Source organism: Parasphingopyxis marina, from assembly GCF_014237875.1.
In the GTDB taxonomy this organism is placed as follows: domain Bacteria; phylum Pseudomonadota; class Alphaproteobacteria; order Sphingomonadales; family Sphingomonadaceae; genus Parasphingopyxis; species Parasphingopyxis marina.
Map to the genome: position 1 here is coordinate 706,470 of NZ_JACJVJ010000001.1, position 22,296 is coordinate 728,765.

The 22,296-nt window shown below is 63.5% G+C and carries 19 protein-coding genes and 1 tRNA gene; 10 read left to right on the forward strand and 10 right to left on the reverse strand.

The genetic code is table 11. The annotated features are described in order from the left end of the window. Positions 1-10 precede the first annotated feature (10 nt). Positions 11-2,080, reverse strand: a complete 2,070-nt coding sequence (locus H6P80_RS03530; RefSeq protein ID WP_235973793.1) for a S9 family peptidase — start codon at positions 2,078-2,080, stop codon at positions 11-13. A 188-nt stretch (positions 2,081-2,268) separates the two neighbouring features. On the opposite strand from H6P80_RS03530, the gene H6P80_RS03535 reads away from it, so the two are divergent. Both H6P80_RS03535 and H6P80_RS03540 read left to right on the forward strand, forming a co-directional pair. After that, entirely contained in the window at positions 2,269-4,065 is a 1,797-nt protein-coding gene (locus H6P80_RS03535) for an aminopeptidase P family protein (RefSeq protein WP_185799947.1), read from the forward strand. Positions 4,066-4,102: 37 nt separating this feature from the next. After that, positions 4,103-4,258 (forward strand): hypothetical protein, encoded by a 156-nt coding sequence (locus H6P80_RS03540; RefSeq protein ID WP_185799948.1) that lies wholly within the window; start codon positions 4,103-4,105, stop codon positions 4,256-4,258. On the opposite strand, the gene H6P80_RS03545 is transcribed toward H6P80_RS03540, so the two are convergent. Then, the gene (locus H6P80_RS03545; protein WP_185799949.1) at positions 4,255-4,392 is read right to left on the reverse strand and encodes a hypothetical protein; all 138 of its coding nucleotides are present in this window, start codon (positions 4,390-4,392) and stop codon (positions 4,255-4,257) included. The genes H6P80_RS03540 and H6P80_RS03545 overlap by 4 nt on opposite strands. Positions 4,393-4,493: 101 nt before the next feature. On the opposite strand from H6P80_RS03545, the gene H6P80_RS03550 reads away from it, so the two are divergent. The 6 genes from H6P80_RS03550 to H6P80_RS03575 all read left to right on the forward strand — a co-directional run bounded on the left by H6P80_RS03550 (position 4,494) and on the right by H6P80_RS03575 (position 11,068). After that, positions 4,494-4,568, forward strand: a tRNA-Thr gene (locus tag H6P80_RS03550). A gap of 378 nt (positions 4,569-4,946) precedes the next feature. Beyond that, a complete protein-coding gene (locus tag H6P80_RS03555) occupies positions 4,947-7,466 on the forward strand; it encodes a TonB-dependent receptor (protein WP_185799950.1) in 2,520 nt (839 codons plus the stop codon). Between the two features lie 208 nt (positions 7,467-7,674). Next, positions 7,675-8,679: a sensor histidine kinase gene (locus tag H6P80_RS03560; protein WP_185799951.1), complete on the forward strand. Its 1,005-nt coding sequence runs from the start codon at positions 7,675-7,677 to the stop codon at positions 8,677-8,679. Between the two features lie 11 nt (positions 8,680-8,690). Continuing rightward, on the forward strand, positions 8,691-9,089 hold the full coding sequence (locus H6P80_RS03565) for a response regulator (protein WP_185799952.1): 399 nt from the start codon (positions 8,691-8,693) through the stop codon (positions 9,087-9,089). Between the two features lie 30 nt (positions 9,090-9,119). Then, positions 9,120-10,127: a threonine aldolase family protein gene (locus tag H6P80_RS03570; protein WP_185799953.1), complete on the forward strand. Its 1,008-nt coding sequence runs from the start codon at positions 9,120-9,122 to the stop codon at positions 10,125-10,127. Next, the gene (locus tag H6P80_RS03575) at positions 10,124-11,068 is read left to right on the forward strand and encodes a DMT family transporter (protein WP_185799954.1); all 945 of its coding nucleotides are present in this window, start codon (positions 10,124-10,126) and stop codon (positions 11,066-11,068) included. Before H6P80_RS03570 ends, H6P80_RS03575 begins: the two co-directional genes overlap by 4 nt. Here the strand turns inward: H6P80_RS03575 and H6P80_RS03580 are convergent. Then, positions 11,065-11,859 (reverse strand): Rossmann-fold NAD(P)-binding domain-containing protein, encoded by a 795-nt coding sequence (locus H6P80_RS03580; RefSeq protein WP_185799955.1) that lies wholly within the window; start codon positions 11,857-11,859, stop codon positions 11,065-11,067. The genes H6P80_RS03575 and H6P80_RS03580 overlap by 4 nt on opposite strands. A gap of 55 nt (positions 11,860-11,914) precedes the next feature. Between H6P80_RS03580 and pepN the strand changes: the two genes are divergently transcribed. Further along, positions 11,915-14,515 carry an aminopeptidase N gene (pepN, locus tag H6P80_RS03585; protein ID WP_185799956.1) on the forward strand — a complete coding sequence of 867 codons (2,601 nt, stop codon included), beginning with the start codon at positions 11,915-11,917 and terminating at the stop codon, positions 14,513-14,515. A gap of 25 nt (positions 14,516-14,540) precedes the next feature. On the opposite strand, the gene H6P80_RS03590 is transcribed toward pepN, so the two are convergent. From H6P80_RS03590 to H6P80_RS03605, 4 genes are read right to left on the reverse strand one after another with little or no spacing between them, the layout of a single operon-like run. Then, the gene (locus tag H6P80_RS03590; RefSeq protein WP_185799957.1) at positions 14,541-15,128 is read right to left on the reverse strand and encodes an ABC-type transport auxiliary lipoprotein family protein; all 588 of its coding nucleotides are present in this window, start codon (positions 15,126-15,128) and stop codon (positions 14,541-14,543) included. Between the two features lie 9 nt (positions 15,129-15,137). After that, on the reverse strand, positions 15,138-16,082 hold the full coding sequence (locus H6P80_RS03595) for an MlaD family protein (RefSeq protein WP_185799958.1): 945 nt from the start codon (positions 16,080-16,082) through the stop codon (positions 15,138-15,140). 15 nt (positions 16,083-16,097) lie between these two features. Then, complete coding sequence (locus H6P80_RS03600; RefSeq protein ID WP_407947216.1) at positions 16,098-16,877, reverse strand: ABC transporter ATP-binding protein; 780 nt, start codon at positions 16,875-16,877, stop codon at positions 16,098-16,100. 7 nt (positions 16,878-16,884) lie between these two features. Continuing rightward, entirely contained in the window at positions 16,885-17,994 is a 1,110-nt protein-coding gene (locus H6P80_RS03605) for an MlaE family ABC transporter permease (protein WP_185799960.1), read from the reverse strand. A 65-nt stretch (positions 17,995-18,059) separates the two neighbouring features. Between H6P80_RS03605 and H6P80_RS03610 the strand changes: the two genes are divergently transcribed. Beyond that, a complete protein-coding gene (locus tag H6P80_RS03610; RefSeq protein WP_185799961.1) occupies positions 18,060-18,731 on the forward strand; it encodes an HAD-IB family hydrolase in 672 nt (223 codons plus the stop codon). 9 nt (positions 18,732-18,740) lie between these two features. On the opposite strand, the gene H6P80_RS03615 is transcribed toward H6P80_RS03610, so the two are convergent. From H6P80_RS03615 to H6P80_RS03625, 3 genes are all read right to left on the reverse strand, one after another. Beyond that, entirely contained in the window at positions 18,741-20,084 is a 1,344-nt protein-coding gene (locus H6P80_RS03615) for a cystathionine gamma-synthase family protein (protein ID WP_185799962.1), read from the reverse strand. A gap of 50 nt (positions 20,085-20,134) precedes the next feature. Then, entirely contained in the window at positions 20,135-20,767 is a 633-nt protein-coding gene (locus tag H6P80_RS03620; protein ID WP_185799963.1) for a sulfotransferase family 2 domain-containing protein, read from the reverse strand. A gap of 89 nt (positions 20,768-20,856) precedes the next feature. After that, positions 20,857-22,263 carry an SLC13 family permease gene (locus H6P80_RS03625; RefSeq protein ID WP_185799964.1) on the reverse strand — a complete coding sequence of 469 codons (1,407 nt, stop codon included), beginning with the start codon at positions 22,261-22,263 and terminating at the stop codon, positions 20,857-20,859. Positions 22,264-22,296 lie beyond the last annotated feature (33 nt).

A 22,296-nucleotide genomic window follows, 5' to 3' on the forward strand; every position in this document is an offset into this window, starting at 1 on the left:
GCGGCTACGCTTACTCCTCCACGCCGAGCTGGGTCAGGATGAAGGCCTGGGCCTGGGCTTCGTCGACGATCGACTGGAAGCGGCCGGACTGGCCCTGGTGCCCCGCACCCATATTGGTCCGCAACACCGTCAAATTGTCGTCGGTGCGCGTCGCGCGCAGCCGGGCCGTCCATTTCGCCGGTTCCCAATAGGTCACGCGCGGATCGTTGAGGCCCGCGGTGATCATCATCGGCGGATAATCTTGCGCCGTGACATTGTCATAGGGCGAATAGCTCTGGATCAGGCGGAAGGCGTCGGGATCGGTGATCGGGTTGCCCCATTCGGGCCACTCGCCGGGGGTGAGAGGGAGCGATTCATCCAGCATCGTGTTGAGCACGTCGACGAACGGCACTTCGGCGACGATCGCGCCGAACAGCTCGGGATCGGTGTTGGCGATCACGCCCATCAGCTCGCCGCCCGCCGAACCGCCCGAGGCCGCTATCCGGCCTTCGCTCGTATAGCCGCGCGCGACCAGCCCGCGGCCGACATCCACGAAATCGTTGAAGGTGTTGGTGCGACGTTCGAGCTTGCCGTCGAGATACCATTGATAGCCGAGATCGTCGCCGCCGCGGATGTGGGCGATGGCGAAGATGAAGCCGCGATCGACAAGGCTCAGCTGCCGGGTCGAGAAATAGGGCGTCACGGCATAGCCATAGGCGCCATAGGCATAGAGATGGACCGGCGTATCGGCGTTAGGGGTCACATCGCGGCGATGGACGAGGCTGACGGGCACCATGGTGCCGTCGCGTGCCTCGATTTCGAGCCGCTCGGTGACATATTGGCTGGCGTCATAACCCGAAGGCACCTGCTGCACCTTGAGCGTGGTCAGCGTCCCGCCGCCCTCGGCCGAGTCATAGCCCACGGCATAACTGTAATCGGTATCGGGGGTGACCATCGACTCGTAATCGATGCGGATCGTATCCGTATCGAACTCGGCGACCGGGCCGAGACCCGCCGTATAGCTCGCTTCGGGGAAGGGGATGCGCTCGACGGTCTCATTGTCGTAATAGCGGATCTCGACCTGATCGAGCCCGCGTTCACGCGCCTCGACGACGTAGAAATTCTGGAAGGTCGTCAGCCCGGTGATGTAGAAATCGTCCGATCCTGCGACCAGTTCGGTCCATTCGACGGGCGCCTCGACCGGCGCGGTTGCGAGACGGAAATTCACATGCTCGTCGTTGGTGTGGATGTAGAGCGTGCCCTCATGCTCGTCGACATCGTAAAGCCGGTTGGTTTCGCGCGGCGACACCAGCACCGGTTCGGCCGTCAGATCGTCGAGCGGGACGAGGCGGATCTCGTTGCTGACATTGTCGCCGGCCCAAACCGTCAGGAATCTGCGCGACTGGGTCATGTCGATGCCGATTTCCATGCCTTCTTCGGGCTCGCGATAAAGCTCGGCATCTTCCGAAGGATCGGTGCCCAGCCGGTGATGCATCGCCACTTTGGAGCGCCAATTGTCGTCGACCGGCGTGTAGACGATGCTCGCGGAATCGGCGGCCCAGACGACGTCGCCCAATATGCCGGGAATGGCATCGGGCAGCGTTTCGCCGGTTTCGAGATTAAGGAAACGCAGCACATAACGCTCCGCGCCGTCGGTATCGGTCGAATAGGCAAGCAGCCGGGCATCGGGGCTCACCTGCACGGTGCCGAGCGAGAATTGCTCATGCCCTTCGGCCAGCGCATTCTCGTCGAGCAGCAGTTCGTCGTCACCGCCGGCTATCGGGCGGCGGTACCAGAGCCGGTATTCCTGGCCTTCATTATAGGCATACCAATATTCGTAATCGCCGTCGGGAACCGGGACGCTGGCGTCGTTTTCCGGGAGCCGGCCGCGCATTTCGGCATAGAGCGTGTCGATAAGCGGCTGGTGCGGGGCCATGACCGCTTCGAAATAGGCGTTTTCGGCGCGCAGATAGTCGAGCACGGGCTCGTCGTCGATTTCGGGATAACCCTGGTCCTTCAGCCAGAAATAGGGATCCTCGACCGTGATCCCGTGCAGGGTGAAGCTGTGAGGGCGCTGCTCGGCAACGGGCGGCGCGGGCATTTCGGAAGCGGCGGTTTCGGACACGGTTTCATTTTCCTGCTGGGCGAGTGCCGGTGCGGCGATGGCGACGAGGCTGACGGCGGCAAGCAAGGAACGTATCGGCATGGCGGGAAGTCCTTTCTGGCGGTGGCGCGCCGCCGTTCGGGCGACTATGTAGGCCGCTAGTAACACCAAAAGGGCCAATTGCCATGTCCACCTACGAAGATCGTCTCAACGCGCTGCGCGAGGAGCTCGCGTCCCGCAAGCTCACCGGTTTCGTCGTGCCGCTGACCGACGAACATATGAGCGAATATGTCGGCGCCTATGCCCAGCGCCTTGGCTGGCTGACGGGCTTTCAGGGCTCGGCCGGCACCGCCGTGGTGATGTCGGAAGAGGCCGCTATCTTTACGGACGGACGCTACACCCTGCAGGTCCGCGAGCAGGTCGATGGCGAGAATTGGGAATATGTAGGCGTGCCTGCGACGAGCGTCGCCGACTGGCTGAAGGATCATGCCAGCCAGGGTGGCCGGATCGGATACGATCCCTGGCTCCACACGAGGCAATGGGTGACGGCCGCGACCAAGGCGCTTGCGGAAAAGGGCGCGGAACTCGTTGCCGTCGACACCAATCCGATCGATGCCGTGTGGCCCGACAAACCTTTGCCTTCGGACGCCAAGCTGATCGTCCATGACGAGAAGTTTGCCGGCAAGTCATCGCCCCGTAAGCGCCAGGACATGGCCGACGAAATGGCGGAGAAAAAGGCCGATGCCGCAGTGCTCGCCGCACTCGATTCGATCGCCTGGACATTCAACATCCGCGGCGCCGATGTCGATCACACGCCGGTCGCGCTCGCCTATGCCATCGTTCACAAGGACGGCACGGCCGATTTCTTCGTAGAGCCGGACAAGATGAGCGAAGACGTCCAGCGCCATCTCGGCAATGGCGTTCGCGTGCATGAGCGTTCGGCTTTCCAGGGGGTGCTTGGGTCGCTCAAGGGCAAGCGTGTGATCGCCGACCCCGAACGCGCGGTCGCGGCGATCTTCCAGACGCTTGAGGATGCCGGCGCGACGATATTGTCCGAAGCCGAACCGGCCGTGCTGCCGAAGGCCATCAAGAATCCGGTCGAGCTGCAGGGCATGCGCGATTCCCACGAACGCGACGGCGCGGCGCTCGTGCGCTTCCTGCACTGGCTGTCGATTGAGGCGCCCAAGGGCGGCGTTACCGAAATGTCGGCGGCGAAGCGGCTGCTGGAATTCCGTCAGGAAAACCCGCTGCTGCGCGATCTGTCCTTCGACTCGATTTCGGGCGCCGGGCCGCACGGCGCGAGCCCGCACTACCGCGTTTCCGAGGAATCCAGCATCCCGCTCGAAATGGACTCCATCTATCTGATCGATAGCGGCGGCCAATATCCCGACGGCACGACCGATGTGACGCGGACCGTGATCATCGGCACGCCGACGCCGGAAATGCGCGATCGCTTCACCCGCGTGCTGAAGGGCCATATCGCGCTGGCGACAGCGGTTTTTCCGCAAGGTACGCGCGGCAGCCAGCTCGACAGTTTCGCGCGGCAATATCTCTGGGCCGCGGGGCTCGACTATATGCACGGCACCGGCCATGGCGTCGGCAGTTTCCTGGGCGTTCATGAAGGGCCGCAGCGGATCAGCGCGGCCAACTATCCGGGCTCCGGCTGGGACGAACCCCTGCACGCCGGGATGATCCTTTCGAACGAACCCGGTTATTACAAGGCCGGCGAGTATGGCATCCGGATCGAAAATCTCGTCGCCATCGAAGAACGCGAGATCGCAGGCGGTGAAGCGACGATGCTCGGCTTCGAAACGCTCACCTTCGTACCGATCGACCGCAATCTGATCGATACGACGATGCTGACGGCCGTCGAGTGCGATTGGGTGGACGGCTATCATGCCGATGTCGTCGCCCGGATCGGACCGCACCTCGATGATGCGGCTGCTGCCTGGCTCGGCGAAATGTGCGCGCCGCTGGATTGACGGTACCGGTATGAAATTTCCGGGGCAAAGCGACGAAATGCGCGAACGCCGCCGCCGGCTCAACCGGCGGATCGCGCTTCCCGCGCTGATTGGCGGGCTGGTCCTTGCCGCCGGGATCTACTGGTATTTCGATACGTCGCAGCGCGACTGTGGACGCTGCAGCGGGCCCGGCGACGCTGCGACTATAAATTAGTCCCCGGCGGGTTCGCCGCTATCGCCTCCGCTTCGCTGTTCGCGCGCCTGGCCTTTGCGGCGACGCAGGTTCTTGCGCAGCTCCTCGGCCAGCCGCTTCGCGCGTTTGTCCTTGGCGTCCTTTGCATCGCTCATGCGCCGCGTCATGCCGTTTCGCCGCCGCCTTGCCAAGCTGTGCTTGACAAAAGGCGCGCGCTGCCGCCATAGGCGCGCCCTGCTTTGATGCGTACCGGTTTGCTGCTGTAGCTCAGGGGTAGAGCGCACCCTTGGTAAGGGTGAGGTCGAGAGTTCAATTCTCTCCAGCAGCACCATTTTCTCAAGAATATAGACGAGTTTCCCGTCCCCCATTTTGTGGTCGGGAGAGCGTCCGCCCGGCCGGGGCGTACCCATCTGCCCGGCTGCGCTCGCCCCTCGAAAGTCTGCGACAAGGATTATGTATAGTATAGTGCGTACCGTTCCGGCCTTCGCTTGCATCCATGGCCGTTTCATCGTCCCCATCCGAACGGCCCTTTGCAGAGTGCAGAGGCAAGATCGTCGATACCGGGCCTGGAATTAACCTCTTGTCGCTATCGTTAGCCGGGCCGGACATCCGGTCCGCAAATTCACCCCCCGATCCGCAGGTCGATGCTGCCGCATTGCCAGCGATCACAATTGTCATCCCCCACCCAAGACCCCCGAAGGAATGAAAAGTGAAAAAGTCCATTTTGCTGGCCGGTGCGGCCCTGTATTTCGCCGCGACGCCGGCTGGCGCGCAGTCCATCGAAGACGAGGCCGCACCTGCGGCCGCCGATAACGAAACGTTCGGCGATACGGTGATCCTGGTGACCGCCACGCGGCGTTCCGAAGACGTGCAGAGCGTGCCGCTTTCTGTTTCCGTTCTCGGCGGCGAGCTGGTTGAAAATGCCGGCGTGGCCGATATCCGCGATTTCGAACAGCTGACGCCGAGCCTCGTCGCGACCACCGGCCAATCCTCCTCGAACGCCACGGCGCTCGGCATTCGCGGCATCGGCACCGCCGGCGACAATCCCGGCTTCGAGCCCGCCGTCGGCGTGTTCATCGACGGCGTCTATCGCGCCCGCGCCGGCGTTGCTCTCAGCGAACTTCCGCCGATCGAGCGCGTCGAAGTGCTGCGCGGCCCGCAGGGCACGCTGTTCGGACGTAATACGTCAGCCGGTGCGCTGAGTATCGCGACGGAGATGCCGGAATTCGAACTCGGCGGCTTCGTCGAGGGCAGCTATGGCAATTACGATGCCTATGAATTGCGCGGCATGGTCACCGGGCCGGTTAGCGACGCCATCGCGCTGCGGCTCGACGGCGTCTATCGCCAGCGCGACGGCTATATCACCGACGTAAACAGCGGCCGCGATATCAACACCGTCGATCGTTACGCCGTGCGCGGACAGGGCCTGTTCGAGAACGAACGGCTGACGATCCGCTTCATCGCGGACTATGCCGAGACCGACGAAGAGTGCTGCGGCGCCGTCAACATCGCGCGCGGCCCCACCGCCGGGATCGTCGATTTCGTTGCCGGGCTGGCGGGCAATGCGGGTATCCCCGTTGCCGATCCGGAAGACCGGATGATGGCGGTAACGCCCGGCCGCAACTATAATGAAGCGGTCAAGGACTGGGGCGTTTCCGCCGAAGCCACCTATGAATTCGATACCGTTACGCTGACCTCGATCACGGCGTTCCGGGATTGGCGCTCCCTGCGCAATCAGGACATCGATTTTTCCGGGATGGACCGGGCGTATCGCGATGGCTACCGCACCGGGCTGCAGGATTTCACCCAGGAAATCCGCATCCAGGGCACCGCGTTCGACGACCGGCTCGACTGGCTCGTCGGCGGTTTCTATCTGAACGAAACGCTGACCCTTCGCGACAATGTCCGCCTGGGCGCGCAGGCCAATCAATATGCCGACGGTGCCTTTGCGTTCAATCCGGCCGCCGGGTTCGAATTTTTCGACAGCTTCGGCCCGACCGTACCGGAATTCGGCCAGGTGCTGTTGGCGACCAATCCGCAACTTGCCGCCGCTGCCGCCGGAAACCCCGCCCTGTTCGCGCTGTTAAACACGCCGCTGCCGGGCAACCCCGAGGGATCCGGCCAGCTGGCCGACAATTATACCGTCGATACTCAGGCGATCGCGCTGTTCACGCACAATGTCATCGAAATCGCCGATGGACTCTCGCTGACGCTCGGCCTCCGCTGGAATCACGAGGAAAAGGATATCGATGCAAATCTGGTGGCGAATACGCCGGCTTGCGATTTTTTCTTCGACCCGGCCGCCACGGCCTATAGCAGCCTGATCATTGCGAATGTGCCGACCGCGTTCCTGCTGGCGTGCAATCCGACCGTGAACCCCGAATTCAACGGGACCTATTCGGGCAGCACCAGCGACGATGAATTTACCGGCACCATCCGGCTCGCCTATGAAATCACGCCTGACGCGCTGATCTATGCCGGGTTCGATCGCGGCTACAAATCGGGGGGCTATAATCTCGATCGCGCCGGTTTCGATACCGTCCTGCTGGGCGGCGATGGCCCGCAGATCGAGGATCTCGAATTCGCGGCGGAAACCGTGGACGCCTATGAGATCGGTCTCAAGACGAACTGGGGCCGCGAATTCACCTTCAACATCGCGGCTTTCTATCAGGATTTCTCGAACTATCAGCAGCTGGTGTTTTCGGGCACGAGCTTCTTCGTTCAGAATGTCGAACAGACGATATCGAAGGGCTTCGAAATGGATGCCATCGTCCGGCCCGTTCGCGACCTGACCTTCCAGTTCGGCTATGCCTATACCGATGTCTCCTATGATCCTTCCAGCAATCTTGCGGGCACGCCGCTCGACGGGGAGCAGGGGCTGCAACTCAGCAATGTGCCGCGGCACACGCTGACCGGGGCCGCGACGTGGACGCCGCCCTTGACCGACCGGCTGAACGCGTTGCTGCACGTCGATACCCGTTTCAGCAGCGATGAAGCGACCAGCACGGGCGGGCGTGGCATTGCCGATAATGAAGGCCATGCCATCGTCAACGCCCGGATCGGCATCGCGTCGGACGACGATCGCTGGCGGGTCGCGCTGTTCGTCGAGAATCTGTTCGACACCTATTACAATATCTCCAGCTTCGCGGTGCCCGAGCAAACGGGAACGGTCGATGGTTATCCGGGGCTGCCCCGTTTCTACGGCGTTTCCGCCCGTTTCGGCTTCTAGCCCGTTTCGCGAGATCCCTTGGATTGACGGCAGGGCCGGCGCGAGCAACCGCGCCGGCCCTGTTTCTGTGGGATTATGCGTGCCGGCGGGGCGGGCATGGCTAATAGAAAATTTACCAATGCCGCCTACCCCTTGGTCTTTGGGATACGGGGTATTGGGCGCGTATCGGACGGCCTGCGGGCGCGTGCGACAAAGCCGGAGTGGTTGAATGCTTCATCAGCGCGGTGTGTTTCACCAGGAAGCCGGATTGATCGACGCGACATTCGAGAATGCAGCGGTGGGCATGGCCCATGTCAGCTTCCAGGGGCGCTGGCTGCGGGTCAACGAGAAGCTGCTCGATATCGTCGGCTATTCGCGCGAAGAGCTCCTGCAGATTACCTTTCAGGATATCACGCATCCCGACGATCTCGACGCGGATCTCGAGCAGCTCGATGCGCTGATCAAGGGCGATATTCCTGCCTACACAATGGAAAAGCGGTATTTTCACAAGGATGGCGGTCTGATCTGGATCAACCTGACGGTTGGCCTGCAGCGCGACGAGGACGGCGAGCCGCTATTCTGCATTTCGGCGATCGAGGACATTACCGAGCGCAAGGCCAATGAAGAGCGGCTGCGGGTGCTGGTCGACGAACTCAACCATCGGGTGAAGAACACGCTCGCCACGGTACAGGCGATCGCGCACATGTCGTTCCGCAAGGACGAGCCGATCGCCGATGCCCGGGCCGAATTTACGAGCCGCCTCCACGCGCTGTCCGGCGCACACGACCTTCTCACCGAAGAAAAATGGATGGGTGCCGATATCATGAGCGTGGTCGATCGGGCGCTGCGCGCCTTCCGGCTGGCCGACGAGACGCGCTTCCATGTCGCCGGACCGCGCATCCGGCTTTCGCCGCGCGCGGCCCTGACCTTGGCAATGGCGGTCAATGAACTCGCGACCAATGCGGTCAAATATGGCGCGCTTTCGGTGCCCGACGGTTCCGTGCAAATCGCCTGGGGCCGGTTCGGCAAGGAAGGCGTCGACGAGATCGTCTTCAAATGGATCGAATCCAACGGCCCCGAAGTATCGATGCCGGACGGCAGCGGCGGCTTCGGCTCGACCCTGCTCGAACGTATCCTTCCCGGCGATTTTCAGGGCGAAGCCGAACTCGAATATGCGCCCACAGGCCTGCGCTACACGCTGACCGCGATCCGGCCACGGTCCGCGGATATCTAGAGACAAGGCATATGGCGAACCCGCAAAACCTGCTTCCGGAAAAAGTCCTCATCGTCGAGGATGAATTCATGCTAGCCGTGATGCTGCAGGATATCCTGGAAACGCTCGGCGTACGGCAGGTCAGCCATGCCGCCACGCTTGCCGATGCGCTCGATCTGGTCGCCCGCGAACCTTTCGATTTCGCCTTTCTCGACATCAATCTTGGAAAGGAAAATTCGATCCCCGTTGCACGCGCCCTGGCGGATCGCGATATTCGCTTCGTCTTTGCCTCCGGCTATGATGCGAAATTCGTCGCCGAGGGAATTTCGGCGCCGCTGCTACGCAAGCCGCTGGGCCTGGACGAGATTCGGACGGTGCTGACGGCATCGGATTTCGATACGCAATCGGGCCGGATCAGCCGTATCGGTTGACCTTTACGCCGCCGCGACTATGCGGCGGACATGCGCTTCTTTTCCGATAATGCGGCCCCGGTCTGCCCCGAAATACTCGAAGCGCTAGCCCGCGCGAACAGCGTCGACACGGCCTATGACGGCGATGCACTGAGCGCGCGGCTCGACGCCGCCTTTTCCGATCTTTTCGAAACCGAGGTAACGGCGCTATGGGTATCGACCGGCACGGCGGCCAATTCGCTCGCTCTCGCCGCGCTCTGCCCGCCGCATGGCAGCATCATCTGCCATCGCGAGGCGCATATTCAGAATGACGAGTGCGGCGCGCCGGGTTTCTACACCCATGGCGCATCGCTGCTGCTCGGGACAGGCGAGGGCGCGAAGCTCGATCCCGAAGAAATTTCACGGATCGCGGGCGCGATCCGCGACGATGTCCACCAGATGCAGGTCCATGCCGTCTCGATCACCCAGGCCAGCGAATATGGCATGGCCTATGCGCCCGACGAGGTCGCGGCGATCGGCGATCTCTGCCGGGCAAAGGGCTGGGGGCTGCACATGGACGGCGCGCGCTTCGCCAATGCCGTCGCGCATCTGGGCTGCGCGCCCGCCGACATCACCTGGCGCGCCGGCGTCGACATGCTGAGCTTCGGCTGCGTCAAGAACGGCGCGATGTCGGCCGAGGCGATCCTGCTGTTTGGCGATGCCCGGGAAAAAGCGGAGGAAATCCGTTTTCGGCGCAAGCGCGGCGGGCATCTGCTCTCGAAAGGCCGCTATCTCGCCGCGCAGATCCTCGCGATGCTCGAAGGCGATCTGTGGCTCGACAACGCCCGGGCTGCCAATGCGGGCGCGGCGCTGATCGCCGAGGCCGCTCCGGACCGGCTCGTCCATCCGGTTGAGGCGAACGAGGTGTTCATCCGGCTCTCTTCCGAAGAAGCCGCCGGTCTGCGCGCCAAGGGCTTCGATTTTTACGACTGGGGCGAAGGCGAAGCGCGGCTGGTGACGGGTTGGAACCAGGATGCCGAGGCTGTGCGCCCGCTCGCCCAGGCCATCGCCGCTTTATGAACGCAGCCCCAGCGTTCGAAGCCGAAACCAGCTTCTGGACGCCGCGTATCCTGCTCTCCTTCCTGCTGATCGTGCTGATCTGGGGATCGACCTGGATTGTCATCAAGGATCAGATCGCCAGCGTGCCGCCGGTCTGGTCGGTTTGTTATCGTTTCTTGGCGGGCAGCACAGCGATGTTCCTGCTGATCGCCTTGCGTCGGCAGCGGCTATGGCTGGACCGGCGCGGGCAGTTCTGGGCGATCCTGCTCGGCCTCAGCCAGTTCGCCTTCAATTTCAACTTCGTCTACCGGGCGGAAGGCTATATCACCTCGGGTCTCGTCGCCGTGCTGTTCGCATTGCTGATGGTGCCCAATGCGGTTCTCGGACGGATATTTCTTGGCCAGCGGATCAAGCCGGGCTTCGCCGCGGGCTCGGCGATCGCGATAGCCGGTATCGCGATGCTTTTCGTTCAGGAATACCGGCTGGCCCCGGTCGGCGGCGATGCCGTCTATATCGGCATCGGGCTTACGGCGATCGCCATATTGTGCGCGTCCGTCGCCAATATCCTGCAGGCGAGCGATGGCGCCAAGGCGCATCCGATCCTCACCCTTCTCGCCTGGGCGATGTTCTGGGGCATGCTGGCCAATGCGATCATTGCCCTGTTCACGGCGGGCCCGCCGGCGGTCGATCCCCGGCCCGGCTATTTCCTCGGCATCCTTTATCTGGGCGTGATCGGATCGGCCGTCACCTTTCCGATCTATTTCGGGCTGATCCGCGAAATCGGCGCGGCCCAGGCCGCCTATAGCGGTGTGCTTATCCCCATCGTCGCGATGATCATCTCGACGATCTTCGAAGGCTATCGCTGGTCGCCGCTGGCGCTCGGCGGCGCCGCCGTGGCCATCGCCGGACTCTTGCTGGCAACACGCGTGCGGCGGCCGAAAATCCTGCGCGTTCAGGGCTAGCGAGTGGCTATCGCCTGCAAACCTTCGCGATAGGTCGGATAGCGGGGCGCCCAGCCCAGAATCCGCTTCGCCTTGCCGTTCGCGATCCGTCGGTTCTCGGCATAGAAGCCGCGCGCCATCGCGCTGAGCCCGGCCTCGGCCATGGTCTGGAGCGGCGGCGGTTCGATCCCCAGCAGCCGGCAGCCATATTCGATTATGTCATTGTGCGGCGCTGGCTCGTTATCGGCGAGATTGTAGACGCCCGACGGTCCGTCGAGCGCGGCGAGGACGCCGGCGACGATATCGTCGACATGGACGCGGCTGAAAACCTGGCCCGGCAGATCGATCCGGTGCGCCTTGCCGGCGTCGATACGATCGAGCACCGAACGGCCGGGGCCGTAAATGCCGGGCAGCCGGAAGACGCGAACCGCGTCACCGAGCGCCTGCCAGCGCGCATCGGCCGCGGCGCGCGCCTGTCGCCGCCCGCCGCCGATGGGCGCGGTTTCGTCGGCCCAGGCACCGCCGGTATCGCCATAGACTCCGGTGGAGGAAAGATAGCCGATCCAGGGCGCGTGCTTCAGCGCCTTGCCGTAAAGATCGAGCACCGGGTCGCTATCATCCACCGGTGGTACCGAGGACAGGATATGCGTGGCGTCGCGGATCGCCGCCGTTACGGCCTCGCGGTCGGCAAAGGCGATCGCGTCCTCGTCGGCCTCTCTCCGCGTCGCCGAGACCGTCCAGCCCTCGCCGCGTAGCCGCCCTGCGATTCGCCCGGCTGTGTAACCCAGACCGAAAATCAAAAGCTTCGTCATGCTTTCGGTCCTAGCCGATATTGTGCCCGGGGGGCAGCGGGCCTAGATCGGTGGAATGCTCGATATGCAATCCGCGACCCCGCCGCCGCCCATCATCCACCGTGAAGACTATCGCCCGCCCGACTGGCTGGTGCCGGACATCGCCCTCGATTTCCGGCTCGACCCCGGAAAGACGCTGGTCAGCGCGCGGCTCAAGGTCGTGCGCAACGGCGATCATGCCGAACCGCTGCGTCTCGACGGCGAGGGGCTGAAGCTGATCGAGGTCAAACGCGACGGCGTGGCTCTTGAAAGCGGGGTATGGCGGCTGGAGGACGACCGGCTGGTTGTCCCGATCGACGCCGACGAGGCGGAGATCTCGACCTTGGTCGAAATCGAACCGGAAAAAAATAGCCAGTTAATGGGCCTCTATGCCTCGGGCGGTATCCTGTGCACTCAGTGCGAGGCTCAGGGCTTCCGCCGTATCACCTTTTTCCCGGACCGGCCGGACGTGCTGTCGCGCTACAGCGTGTTGATGGAGGCGGACCAGGCCAGCTATCCGGTGCTGCTCGCCAATGGGGATTGCATTGAAAGCGGCGAAGGCGTGGAAGGCCGCCACTGGGCGCGATGGGAAGATCCCTGGCCCAAGCCCTGCTATCTGTTCGCGCTCGTTGCCGGCGATCTGGCCGCCAATCGCGACAGCTTCGTCACCATGTCCGGCAAGACCGTGGATCTCGCCATCTGGGTTCGCGAAGCGGATATCCCGAAGACCGGGCACGCGATGGCGGCGCTCAAGGATTCGATGGCCTGGGACGAGCGCGTCTATGGCCGCGAGTACGATCTGTCGCAGTTCAACATCGTCGCGGTTTCCGATTTCAATTTCGGGGCGATGGAGAACAAGTCGCTCAACATCTTCAACTCGCGCTACATCCTCGCCGATGCCGAAACCGCGACCGACATGGATTTCGATGCGATCGCCGGCGTCGTTGCTCACGAATATTTCCACAACTGGTCGGGCAACCGCGTCACCTGCCGCGACTGGTTCCAGCTCTCGCTCAAAGAGGGGTTCACCGTCTTCCGCGATCAGAGCTTTTCGGCCGACCAGGGCTCGGCGGCCGTTGCGCGGATCGGCGATGTCCGTACCCTGCGCGCGGCGCAGTTCCCCGAGGATGCCGGGCCGCTCGCCCATCCGGTGCGCCCGGAAAGCTATATCGAGATATCGAACTTCTACACGGCGACGGTCTATAACAAGGGCGCCGAGCTCATCCGGATGATGCACACGATCCTCGGCGAAGAGGGATTCCGGAAGGGCAGCGACCTCTATTTCGAGCGGCATGACGGCGAAGCCGCGACCTGCGAGGCATTCGTGCAGGCGATGGAGGATGCGACCGGCGCCGACCTTGCGCAATTCCGCCTCTGGTATGCCCAGTCGGGAACGCCCAAAGTGACGGCGAAGCTCGCGCACGATGCCGGCGCCGCGCGCGCCGTGCTGACCCTCGAGCAGACGATGCCGCCCACACCTGGCCAATCGGAAAAGCAGCCGATGGCGATACCGCTGAAAACGGCGCTGCTCGGCAAGGAGAGCGGCACCCCGCTGGCACGCGAGCGGCTGGTGATGCTGACCGAGGCGCGCCAGGACGTTGTTTTCGATGATGTCGCGGAAACGCCGATCCTTTCGATCAATCGGAATTTCACCGCGCCCGTCGTCATGGATGCCGAGAAGGATCCGGCAACGCTCGCCTTCCTGTCCGCGCATGATGACGATCCCTTTGCGCGCTACGAAGCGATGCAGCAACTGATGGTCGAAACGATCATCGATGCGGTGTCGGGCCGGGCTGCGGATCATGCGCCGGTGATAGAGGCGGTGCGCAAAACGCTCGCCGATGCCGATCTCGACAAGGCTTTCGTCGCCGAGGCGGTGCTGTTGCCGAGCGAAAGTTTCGTCGGCGATCAGATGCTCATCGTCGATCCCGAAGCGATCCATCAGGCGCGCGAGGCGCTACGCCGCGATCTGGGATCAAGGCTGGAGGCCGATTGGCGCGCGGCCTATGCGGCGTCGAGCGGCAACGCCTTCGAATATAGCCCCGCCGCCAAGGCATTGAGGCGCCTGCGCACGGTGGCGCTCGGCTATATCGCGGCGAGCGGAGCGGACGACGCCGCGAAGCTGGCCTTCGGCCAGTTCGAAAGCGCGGACAATATGACCGACCGGCAGGGCGCGCTCGGTGTGCTCGCCAATGGTGGCGCGCCCGAGCGGGTCGCGGCGCTCGATATCTTCTACAATCGCTATCGCGACGAAGCGCTGGTGCTCGACAAATGGTTTACCGTGCAGGCCTTTGCGACGCGCGACGATACCGCCGCTGCGGTCGAGGAACTTGCGCAGCATCCCGATTTCACGATCGAGAATCCCAACCGGCTGCGCGCACTGGTCGGCGCGTTCGGCGCGAACCAGCGGGCCTTTCATCTGGCATCGGGCCGCGGCTATGCCTTCCTCGCCGATTACATTCTGAAGGCCGACGCGATCAATCCGCAAACCGCCGCCCGGCTGTTGCCGCCGCTCGGCCGCTGGCGCCGTTTCGACGAGGGGCGTGGCACGATGATGCGCGCCGAGCTCGAACGGATCCTCGCCGCTCCGGGTCTTTCCAAGGACGTTTACGAGCAGGCTTCCAAGAGCCTCGCCTGAACGGAGCTCCGGTGATGCGGCGGGCCTAGACTGCCAGCCAGTCGGAAAATTCGATCGCGATCCGGTTCGCGGCGCGATTGAGCGCTTCCGACACGCTGCGCGCGTCTTCCGCGCCCACCGGTTCACGCGCCTCGAAGCGGCGAGTGCGGACGCCCTCGGCGGTGGTGATAGCCGCATCGTAGAGGATAACGGCTTCACGGGTGCGCGCGTCGAGCCCGAATTCGTGGAGTTGGCCGCGCACGATCGTGCCGGGATCCTCGGTATAGGTCGCCGGATCGAGCACGACGCGACCGGTGCGTGCCGCGACGACTTCGCTGAGCAGCGAGCGGAACAGCTGGTTCGGCGTCGCCACCCAGACGGCGTCGGCCAGGAAGGCGATGGTCGTGTCGGCGGTCTGCACCGGCAGGCGGTTCGTGGTCAGCTTTTGCGGCACTTCGGGCCTGGCGATGGTGATCGCCTGGCCGATGGCCGCCGTTCGGTTGGTGCCGCTTTCCACCTGCGCATCGGGCGTCAGCGTCATCAGGAAGGGCGGCGGCTCGGAGCCGAAGCTGACGCAACCGGCCAGCGCCGCGAGCGCAAGGGGGAGCGCTAGGGGAAGGAAGAGGCGTTTCATCGTCGGCTCCTATCGCGGCTCATATTCGGGAAGTTCGGCGGACCCGATCAACGACCCCGCACCCTCGCGGTTCACCCGCTCGGTGATCGCGGTCAGCGAATCGGATGTATCGCGCAGATCGCGGACCAGCTGGCCGATCTCGGGCACCGTCTGGCGCGAAAAGGCGTTGAGGCCCGGTTCGGCCGCGGTGATCGTCCGGTCGAGCGACGTCATGCTCGATTCCGCCGATGCGACGGCCGTGCGCAGGTCGCGCATCAGCGCCTGCCCCTCGGTCGAAAGCAGCCCGTCGGTGGTATCGGCGAGTTCGCCGATCTCGCCCGCGGCGATGCCGATGCGCTGCACCGCTACGCGGGTCTCGGCCAGGGTCGCGGCGATTTCAGGCCCGCGATTGGCGAGCTCGGTACTCAGCCGCTCGGTATTGGCGAGGATCGCGGCGATCGAATTCTGGTTGCGGTCGCCGAGCATTTCGGTCAGCCGCTCGGTCAGGGTCGTCAGCCGTTCCAGCAGCCGCGGCGCGCTGTTGAGCAGCTCGCCGAATGCGCCGGGCCGGGTCGGGATGACGGGCACGCCGCCGGGGCCCGCATCGTCGATCGGATCGGCGCCCTGGACGCCGCCATCGAGGGTGATCTGCGATACCCCGGTAAAGCCGATCCCGGCGACCGTCGCCGTCGTGCCTTCGAGGATCGGCACATTGTCGCTGATCCGGATGCGCACGCGGACGAACTCCGGATTATCGGGCATCAGCGCGATTTCTTCGACCTGCCCGATAGGGACGCCGGAATAGGAAACGGCCGAACCGCGCGCCAAGCCTTCCACCGATTGCGTGAAATAGATGTCATAGGCGTTGTTGCCGCCTTCGCCGAACCGCGACAGCCAGACCGTGAAGAGCGCAAGCGCGACGAGCAGCGCCAACACGACGCTGCCGACGAGCATTTGGTTGGAACGGTTCTCCATCGCCTTCTCCTCGGCCTAGCCCTGCGCCGCCACGGCGGCGCGGCCACGCGGCCCGTTGAAATATTCCTGTATCCAGGGATGATCGGTGGCAAGCAATTCCTCGATCGTTCCCGTGGCGATGACCTTCTTGTCCGCGATCACCGCGATACGGTCGCAAATCGTATAGAGCGTGTCGAGATCGTGCGTGATGAGGAAGACGGTAAGGCCCAGTGCTTCCTTCAGCTCCGCGATCAATTCGTCGAATGCGGCGGCGCCGATCGGATCGAGCCCGGCCGTCGGTTCGTCGAGGAACAGGAGGATCGGATCGAGCGCCAGTGCACGCGCGAGCCCGGCCCGCTTGCGCATACCGCCCGAAAGTTCGGACGGGTATTTGGGCGCGGCGTCGGCCGGCAGCCCGGTCATCACGACCTTGTAGGTGGCGATCTCGTTGAGCAGCTGCTCGTCGAGATATTTGTAGAATTCCCGCAGCGGTACCTGGACATTCTCTGCCACCGTCAGTGTCGAAAACAGCGCGCCGTTCTGGAAAAGCACGCCCCAGCGGCGGCGCAGGTCCAGATTTTCCTCGGCCGTAGCCATGTCGATCCGCTCGCCAAGGATGCTGATCTCGCCTGCCACAGGCTCCTGCAATCCGATGATCGAGCGCATCAGCACGGATTTCCCGGTCCCCGAACCGCCGACCACGCCGAGTATTTCCCCCTGGCGGACGTCGAGATCGAGACCTTCATGGACGACCTGGTCGCCAAAGGCGTTTTTGAGATCGCGAATGCTGATGATCGGTTCGTCGCTCATGTCCATCCGCCCCCTAGATCCAGCCGATCGACGAGAAGAAGATGGCAAAAAATGCGTCGAGGACGATCACCAGAAAGATCGCCTGGACGACCGCGGCCGTTGTTTTCAGGCCGACCTGCTCGTTATTCCCTTCGACCTGCATACCGAAATAGCAGCCGGTCAGGCCGATGATGAAGCCGAACACGGGCGCCTTGATCAGCCCGACCCACAGATCGGTCATTGGCACGACTTCGCGGATGCGGCTGATAAAGGTCGCGGGCGGGATGCCGAGTTCGTACCAGCAGAGCAGCCCGCCGCCCATGATCATCATGATCGCGGCATAGAAACCGAGCAGCGGCAACATCAGGGTCGTCGCCAGCACGCGCGGGAGCACCAGCGCCTCCATCGGCGGGATGCCGATCGTCCGCATCGCATCAACTTCCTCGGCAAGCTTCATCGATCCCAGTTGCGCCGCGAAAGCGCTGCCCGATCGGCCGGCAACCATGATCGCGGTCATCAGGATGCCCAATTCGCGCATCGTGATCCGGCCGAGCAGGTTGATCGTGAAAACCTCTGCGCCGAACTGGCGAAGCTGGACCGCGCCCTGCTGGGCGATGACGATGCCGATCAGGAAGCTCATCAGCCCGACAATGCCGAGCGCCGCCAAGCCGACGGTTTCGAAGCGCTGGACGACGGCGTTGAGACGCAGTCTGCGGGGATGGCGGATCACGCTTCCGGTCGCGATCATCAGGCCGCCGAAAAAGGCGAGCAGGCCCTTGAGACTGGACAGCGCCTCGATTGTTGCCGCGCCGACCCGCTCCACCGTGCGCACGACGAGATTGCGGTCGTCGAGCCGTGCTGGCTGCGGTTCGTCGGCGCAGGAGACATGGTGCAGCAGCTGCTTGGCATGATCGCTGGCGCCGGCGATCTCCGTGCCATAATCGCGCTCCAGCCGGTGGAGGATCCAGGCGCCGATCGTATCGATCCGTTCCACGGCGGAAATGTCGGCGCGATCGGGGGCGATGCCCAGTTCTTCGAGCCGCACCGGCACGTCGCCCAGTCGTGCGACGGTCAGTCGGCCGGAAAAACGCAGAACGCGTTCGCCGTTTTCGTCGATCTCCGTGAAATCCGCCTCGCCGCTCATCGCGCTACTTGTGCGGGTAAATTCCCCCCTCGGCAAGCGCCGCCTTCATGCTAAGGGAGCGTGCTATGACCCCGATAGCCTTATACGACCTCGATAAAACTATCACCCGGCGGCCAACCTATCTGCCGTTCCTGATGCATGCATTGTGGCGGCATGAACGCTGGCGGATCGTGCTGCTGCCGGTCCTGCTGCCGCTGTTTCTCGGCTATGCCGTGCGCATCCTCGATCGCGGAAGATTGAAAGAGGCGATGCACGCATTGTTGCTGGGTTCTGCCGTCGATGCCGGGAAAATGGCGGAAATTGGGGAAAGCTACGCGGGCAAGGTGCTCGCCGAGAACGTCTATCCGCAAGCGATCGACCGGATCGCGCGGGACAGGATGCAGGGCCGCCGCCTCGTAATGGCGACGGCCTCCTATGAATTCTATGTCGCGCCGCTCGCCGAGAAGCTCGGCTTCGACGATCTGATCGGCACGAAAGTGCGCCATGACGAAGACGGCGCCATCCTGGCGAAGATCGACGGCGAAAATTGCTATGGCGCGGCCAAGCTGCGCCGCGTCGAGGCCTGGGCCGCCGAAGCGGGCATGGCGGGCGACGTCCGCAACGTCCGTTTCTATTCGGACAGCCCGACCGACCTGCCGGTGTTCGACTGGGCGAGCGAACCCATCGCCACCAATCCGACTTCCAAGCTCCGCCGCCTCGCCGAAAAGCGCGGCTGGCGGATCTTCGCCTGGGGCTGATCGCGCGCGCTAAACCGCCGCCAGCGCCTGTTCGAAATCGGCGATCAGGTCGTCCGCGTCTTCCACGCCGATCGATATCCGCACGAGATTGTCGGTGATGCCGAGCGCTTTTTTGCGCGCATCGGGCACCGAGAGGTGGGTCATCGCCGCCGGGTGGCTCGCAAGGGTCTCGGTGCCGCCGAGGCTGACCGCGAGTTTCGCGACCTTCAGCGCGTCGAGGAAGCGGAAGCTCTCCGCCTCGCCGCCCTTGATGAACACCGAGAAGGTCGATCCCGCGCCCGCGCAATGGCGGTCATAGATATCGCGCTGGCTCGATCCCTCTTCGAGGAAGCCGAGATAGCCGACATTATCGACCTTGGGGTGATCGCGCAGGAAGGTGCAGACCTTTTCGGCATTTTCGCCGGCCCGCGTCATCCGCAGTTCGACGGTTTCCAGGCTGCGGCACACCATCCAGGCGGTGTTCGGATCGGAAATCGTGCCGATCGTGTTGCGCATCGCCCGGATCGGATCGAGGCATGTTTTCGATCCCAGCACCCCCCCGGCGACGAGATCGCTATGGCCGCCCGCATATTTGGTGAGGCTGTAGAGCGAGATATCGGCGCCATGCTGGAGCGGTTGTTGCCAGAGCGGCCCGAGAAAGGTGTTGTCCATCGCGATCGGCGGGGGATCGTCCGGGAAGGCGGCGTCGCGCGCGTCGCGCACCATTTCGATATCGACGAGCGCGTTGGTCGGGTTGGCCGGGCTTTCGAGATAGATGATCGCGACCCGGCCGTTGCCCATGGCGCGGGTTTTCGCCAGTTCGAGGATCGCATCGACCTCTTCGCGGCCAGCGCCGGCCGGGAAATCTAGAAAGGTCACGCCGAACCGGCCGAGCACGCGGTTGATTAAGGTTTCGGTCGCCGCATAAAGCGGGCCGGAATGGACGACGACATCGCCCTGATGGACATTGGCGAGCAGCACGGTGGCGATGGCCGACATGCCGGACGAAAAGACGAGACCCTCTTCGGCATCTTCCCAGACCGACAACCGGTCTTCGAGGATTTCCTGGTTGGGGCCGTTGAACCGCGAATAGACGAGACCTTCGGATCCGCCGGGCCGTTTGCCGGTAACCCCTTCGAAATGGCGCTTGCCTGCGGCCGCGCTCTCGAAGGCAAAGGTCGAGGTCAGGAAAATCGGCGGTTTCAGCGATCCTTCGGAAAGCTTCGGATCATAGCCATGACCCATCATCAAGGTGGCGGGCTTCAGCTTGCGGTCGCCGATCTTTTCGATTTCGGGCTTGGGATAGCGGCGCGGGGTCGTGCCGGTGATATCGGCTTCGGTTTCGTCGGGCTGGTCGGGAGTGTCGCTTACCATGTCATGTTCCGTTCTGTGTATACCTGGTCGGGCACTGGAAGGGCCACGTTTCAGGCCGCCGGGTAATATTTAGCCAAAAAGGCTATGTCCTCTTTGCAGTTATTTTCGATGATCGCGCGGCTTTCAGGCGTGATTCGGATTTGTTCCGAGTGGGTCTTGTGGGTGTGCGGCATATCGTGGCCGATTAGCTGCGCGATGAAATCGATATCCTCAAGCTTTACGACATCGTCATACCAGTCGAGCGAGGGCCCGAGGAAATGTTTTTGCGGCAGGATGTGGATGCGGATGTCGCTGCTGATCGCGCAATAACGTTTGAGCTCGCGGCAAAAGGTGTCGAGATCGGGGCCGATAGGGAGCCCGGCCTCGGCGAGTATGTTGCGCGCTTTCCGTCTGTCGGGGTCGATCTTTCTGAGAAAGCTGGTCTTCTTCGCGACGCGGTGTTTGTAGAGCGATACGAATCGGTCGACCGGGTTCCGGACCAGCGCGATTTTGCGATAATCCTCCCAGCCTGCTGGTTCGAAGCGGGACGAGACGAGTCTTTTTTCCGGAGGCCGGCTGTTCACCCATTCGACGAAATCTGCGTCTTCGCCTTCGACCTCGTAAATCATGTTGCGTAGCGAAGCCGAAGCGACCTTACGCGAGGTGAAAACGACGATCTTCTTGCTTTCGAACGAATACGGCATGACGCTCGTTCGGCTCCTTTCCTGAGCTAGGTCGACGAGAGACCGGCTCGGGCCTTCCGACATATATCACGGTACGGGCCCTCGGCGGGCTAGGTGCCGAGGCTGGCGATGATCCATGTTACCAGCACGATCATCGGAATGCCGCAAATATCGAGCAGCGCGCCGGACTTCAACATTCGGGGCAGCGCGATATGGCCGGACGACCAGGCGATGGCGTTGGGGCCGGTGCCCGATGGCAACATGAAACCCCAGCTCGCGGCGAGCGCGGCTGGCATGGCGAGCAGCATCGGATCCGCACCGGTTGCCAGAATGAGCGCTGCAATGACGGGCATCACGCCCGATGCGGTGGCAACATTGGACGCGAACTCGGTGACGAGCACGACCAGCGCGGTGACCGCGAGCGCGATGACGATGACCGGCACCGCCTGCAGCGGCTCCAGCGCCTCGCCCAGCCAGGTGCCGAGGCCGGAGACGATGATTCCGGAGGCCAGCGCGAGCCCGCCGCCGAACATCATGATGACGCCCCAGGGAGCCCGGTTCGCCTCGGGCCATTCGAGCAGCGGCCGCCCAGTGCCGTCGGGCAGGAAGAAGAGCGCCAGCCCGCCGAGAATTGCGATCGTCCCGTCATGGACCGCGCCGTCGGGCAGCAGCGGCGCGACGAAGGGCAAGGCTACCCAGCCGGCGACCACGGCGGCGACGACCGGCACGAGGCGCTTCTCCGCGCTCGACCAGGCGCCGGGATTGCCGATCGCGGTTTTCGCGGCTTCGATGTCGAAGGCGTTGCGCGCCACCTTCTGGGTGCGGATCAGGAGGAACAGGCACAGCGGAATGCCGAGAGCAACGACCGGCAGGCCATAGGCGGCCCAGCTGAGGAAATTGATGTCGGTGCCGAGCGTGCGGTTGATAAGGCCGGCGGCGATGGCGTTGGTCGGCGATCCGACAAGCGTGCCGAGCCCGCCGATCGAGGCGGAGAAGGCGACGCCCATGAGCAGCGCGCCGGCAAAACCTTCCGTCTCGCCTTTCTCGACGCCGCCCGCGGCGAGCACGGCAATCGCGATCGGCACCATGATCAGCGTCGTTGATGTATTCGAAACGATCATCGAGAGGATCGCGGTCGAGGCCATGAACGCGAACAGAAGGCCCCAGGCGGTCGTCCCTGCGTGGCCGATGATTGCGAGCGCGAGGCGGCGGTGAAGGCCGGTCCGCTCGATCGCGAGCGCGACAAAGGCGCCGCCGAGGATCAGGAACAGGATCGGCGAATAATAGGCACTCGCCGTTTCGTTGACGTCCATCACGCCGAACATCGGCAGCGCGAGGAAGGGCAGGAGGGCGGTTGCCGTCAGCGGCAGCGCTTCGGTCATCCACCAACTCGCCATCAGCAGGACGAGCGCCGCGACATGCCACGCTTCGACCGGCATGCCTTCGGGGGGCGGCAGCAGGAGCAGCAGGATGAAGAGCGTAAGCCCGCCGAAGAATCCGTAATGTTTGGCTGTCATGCCTCTCCCTCTCGGGCGGAAGCTCTAACGGGA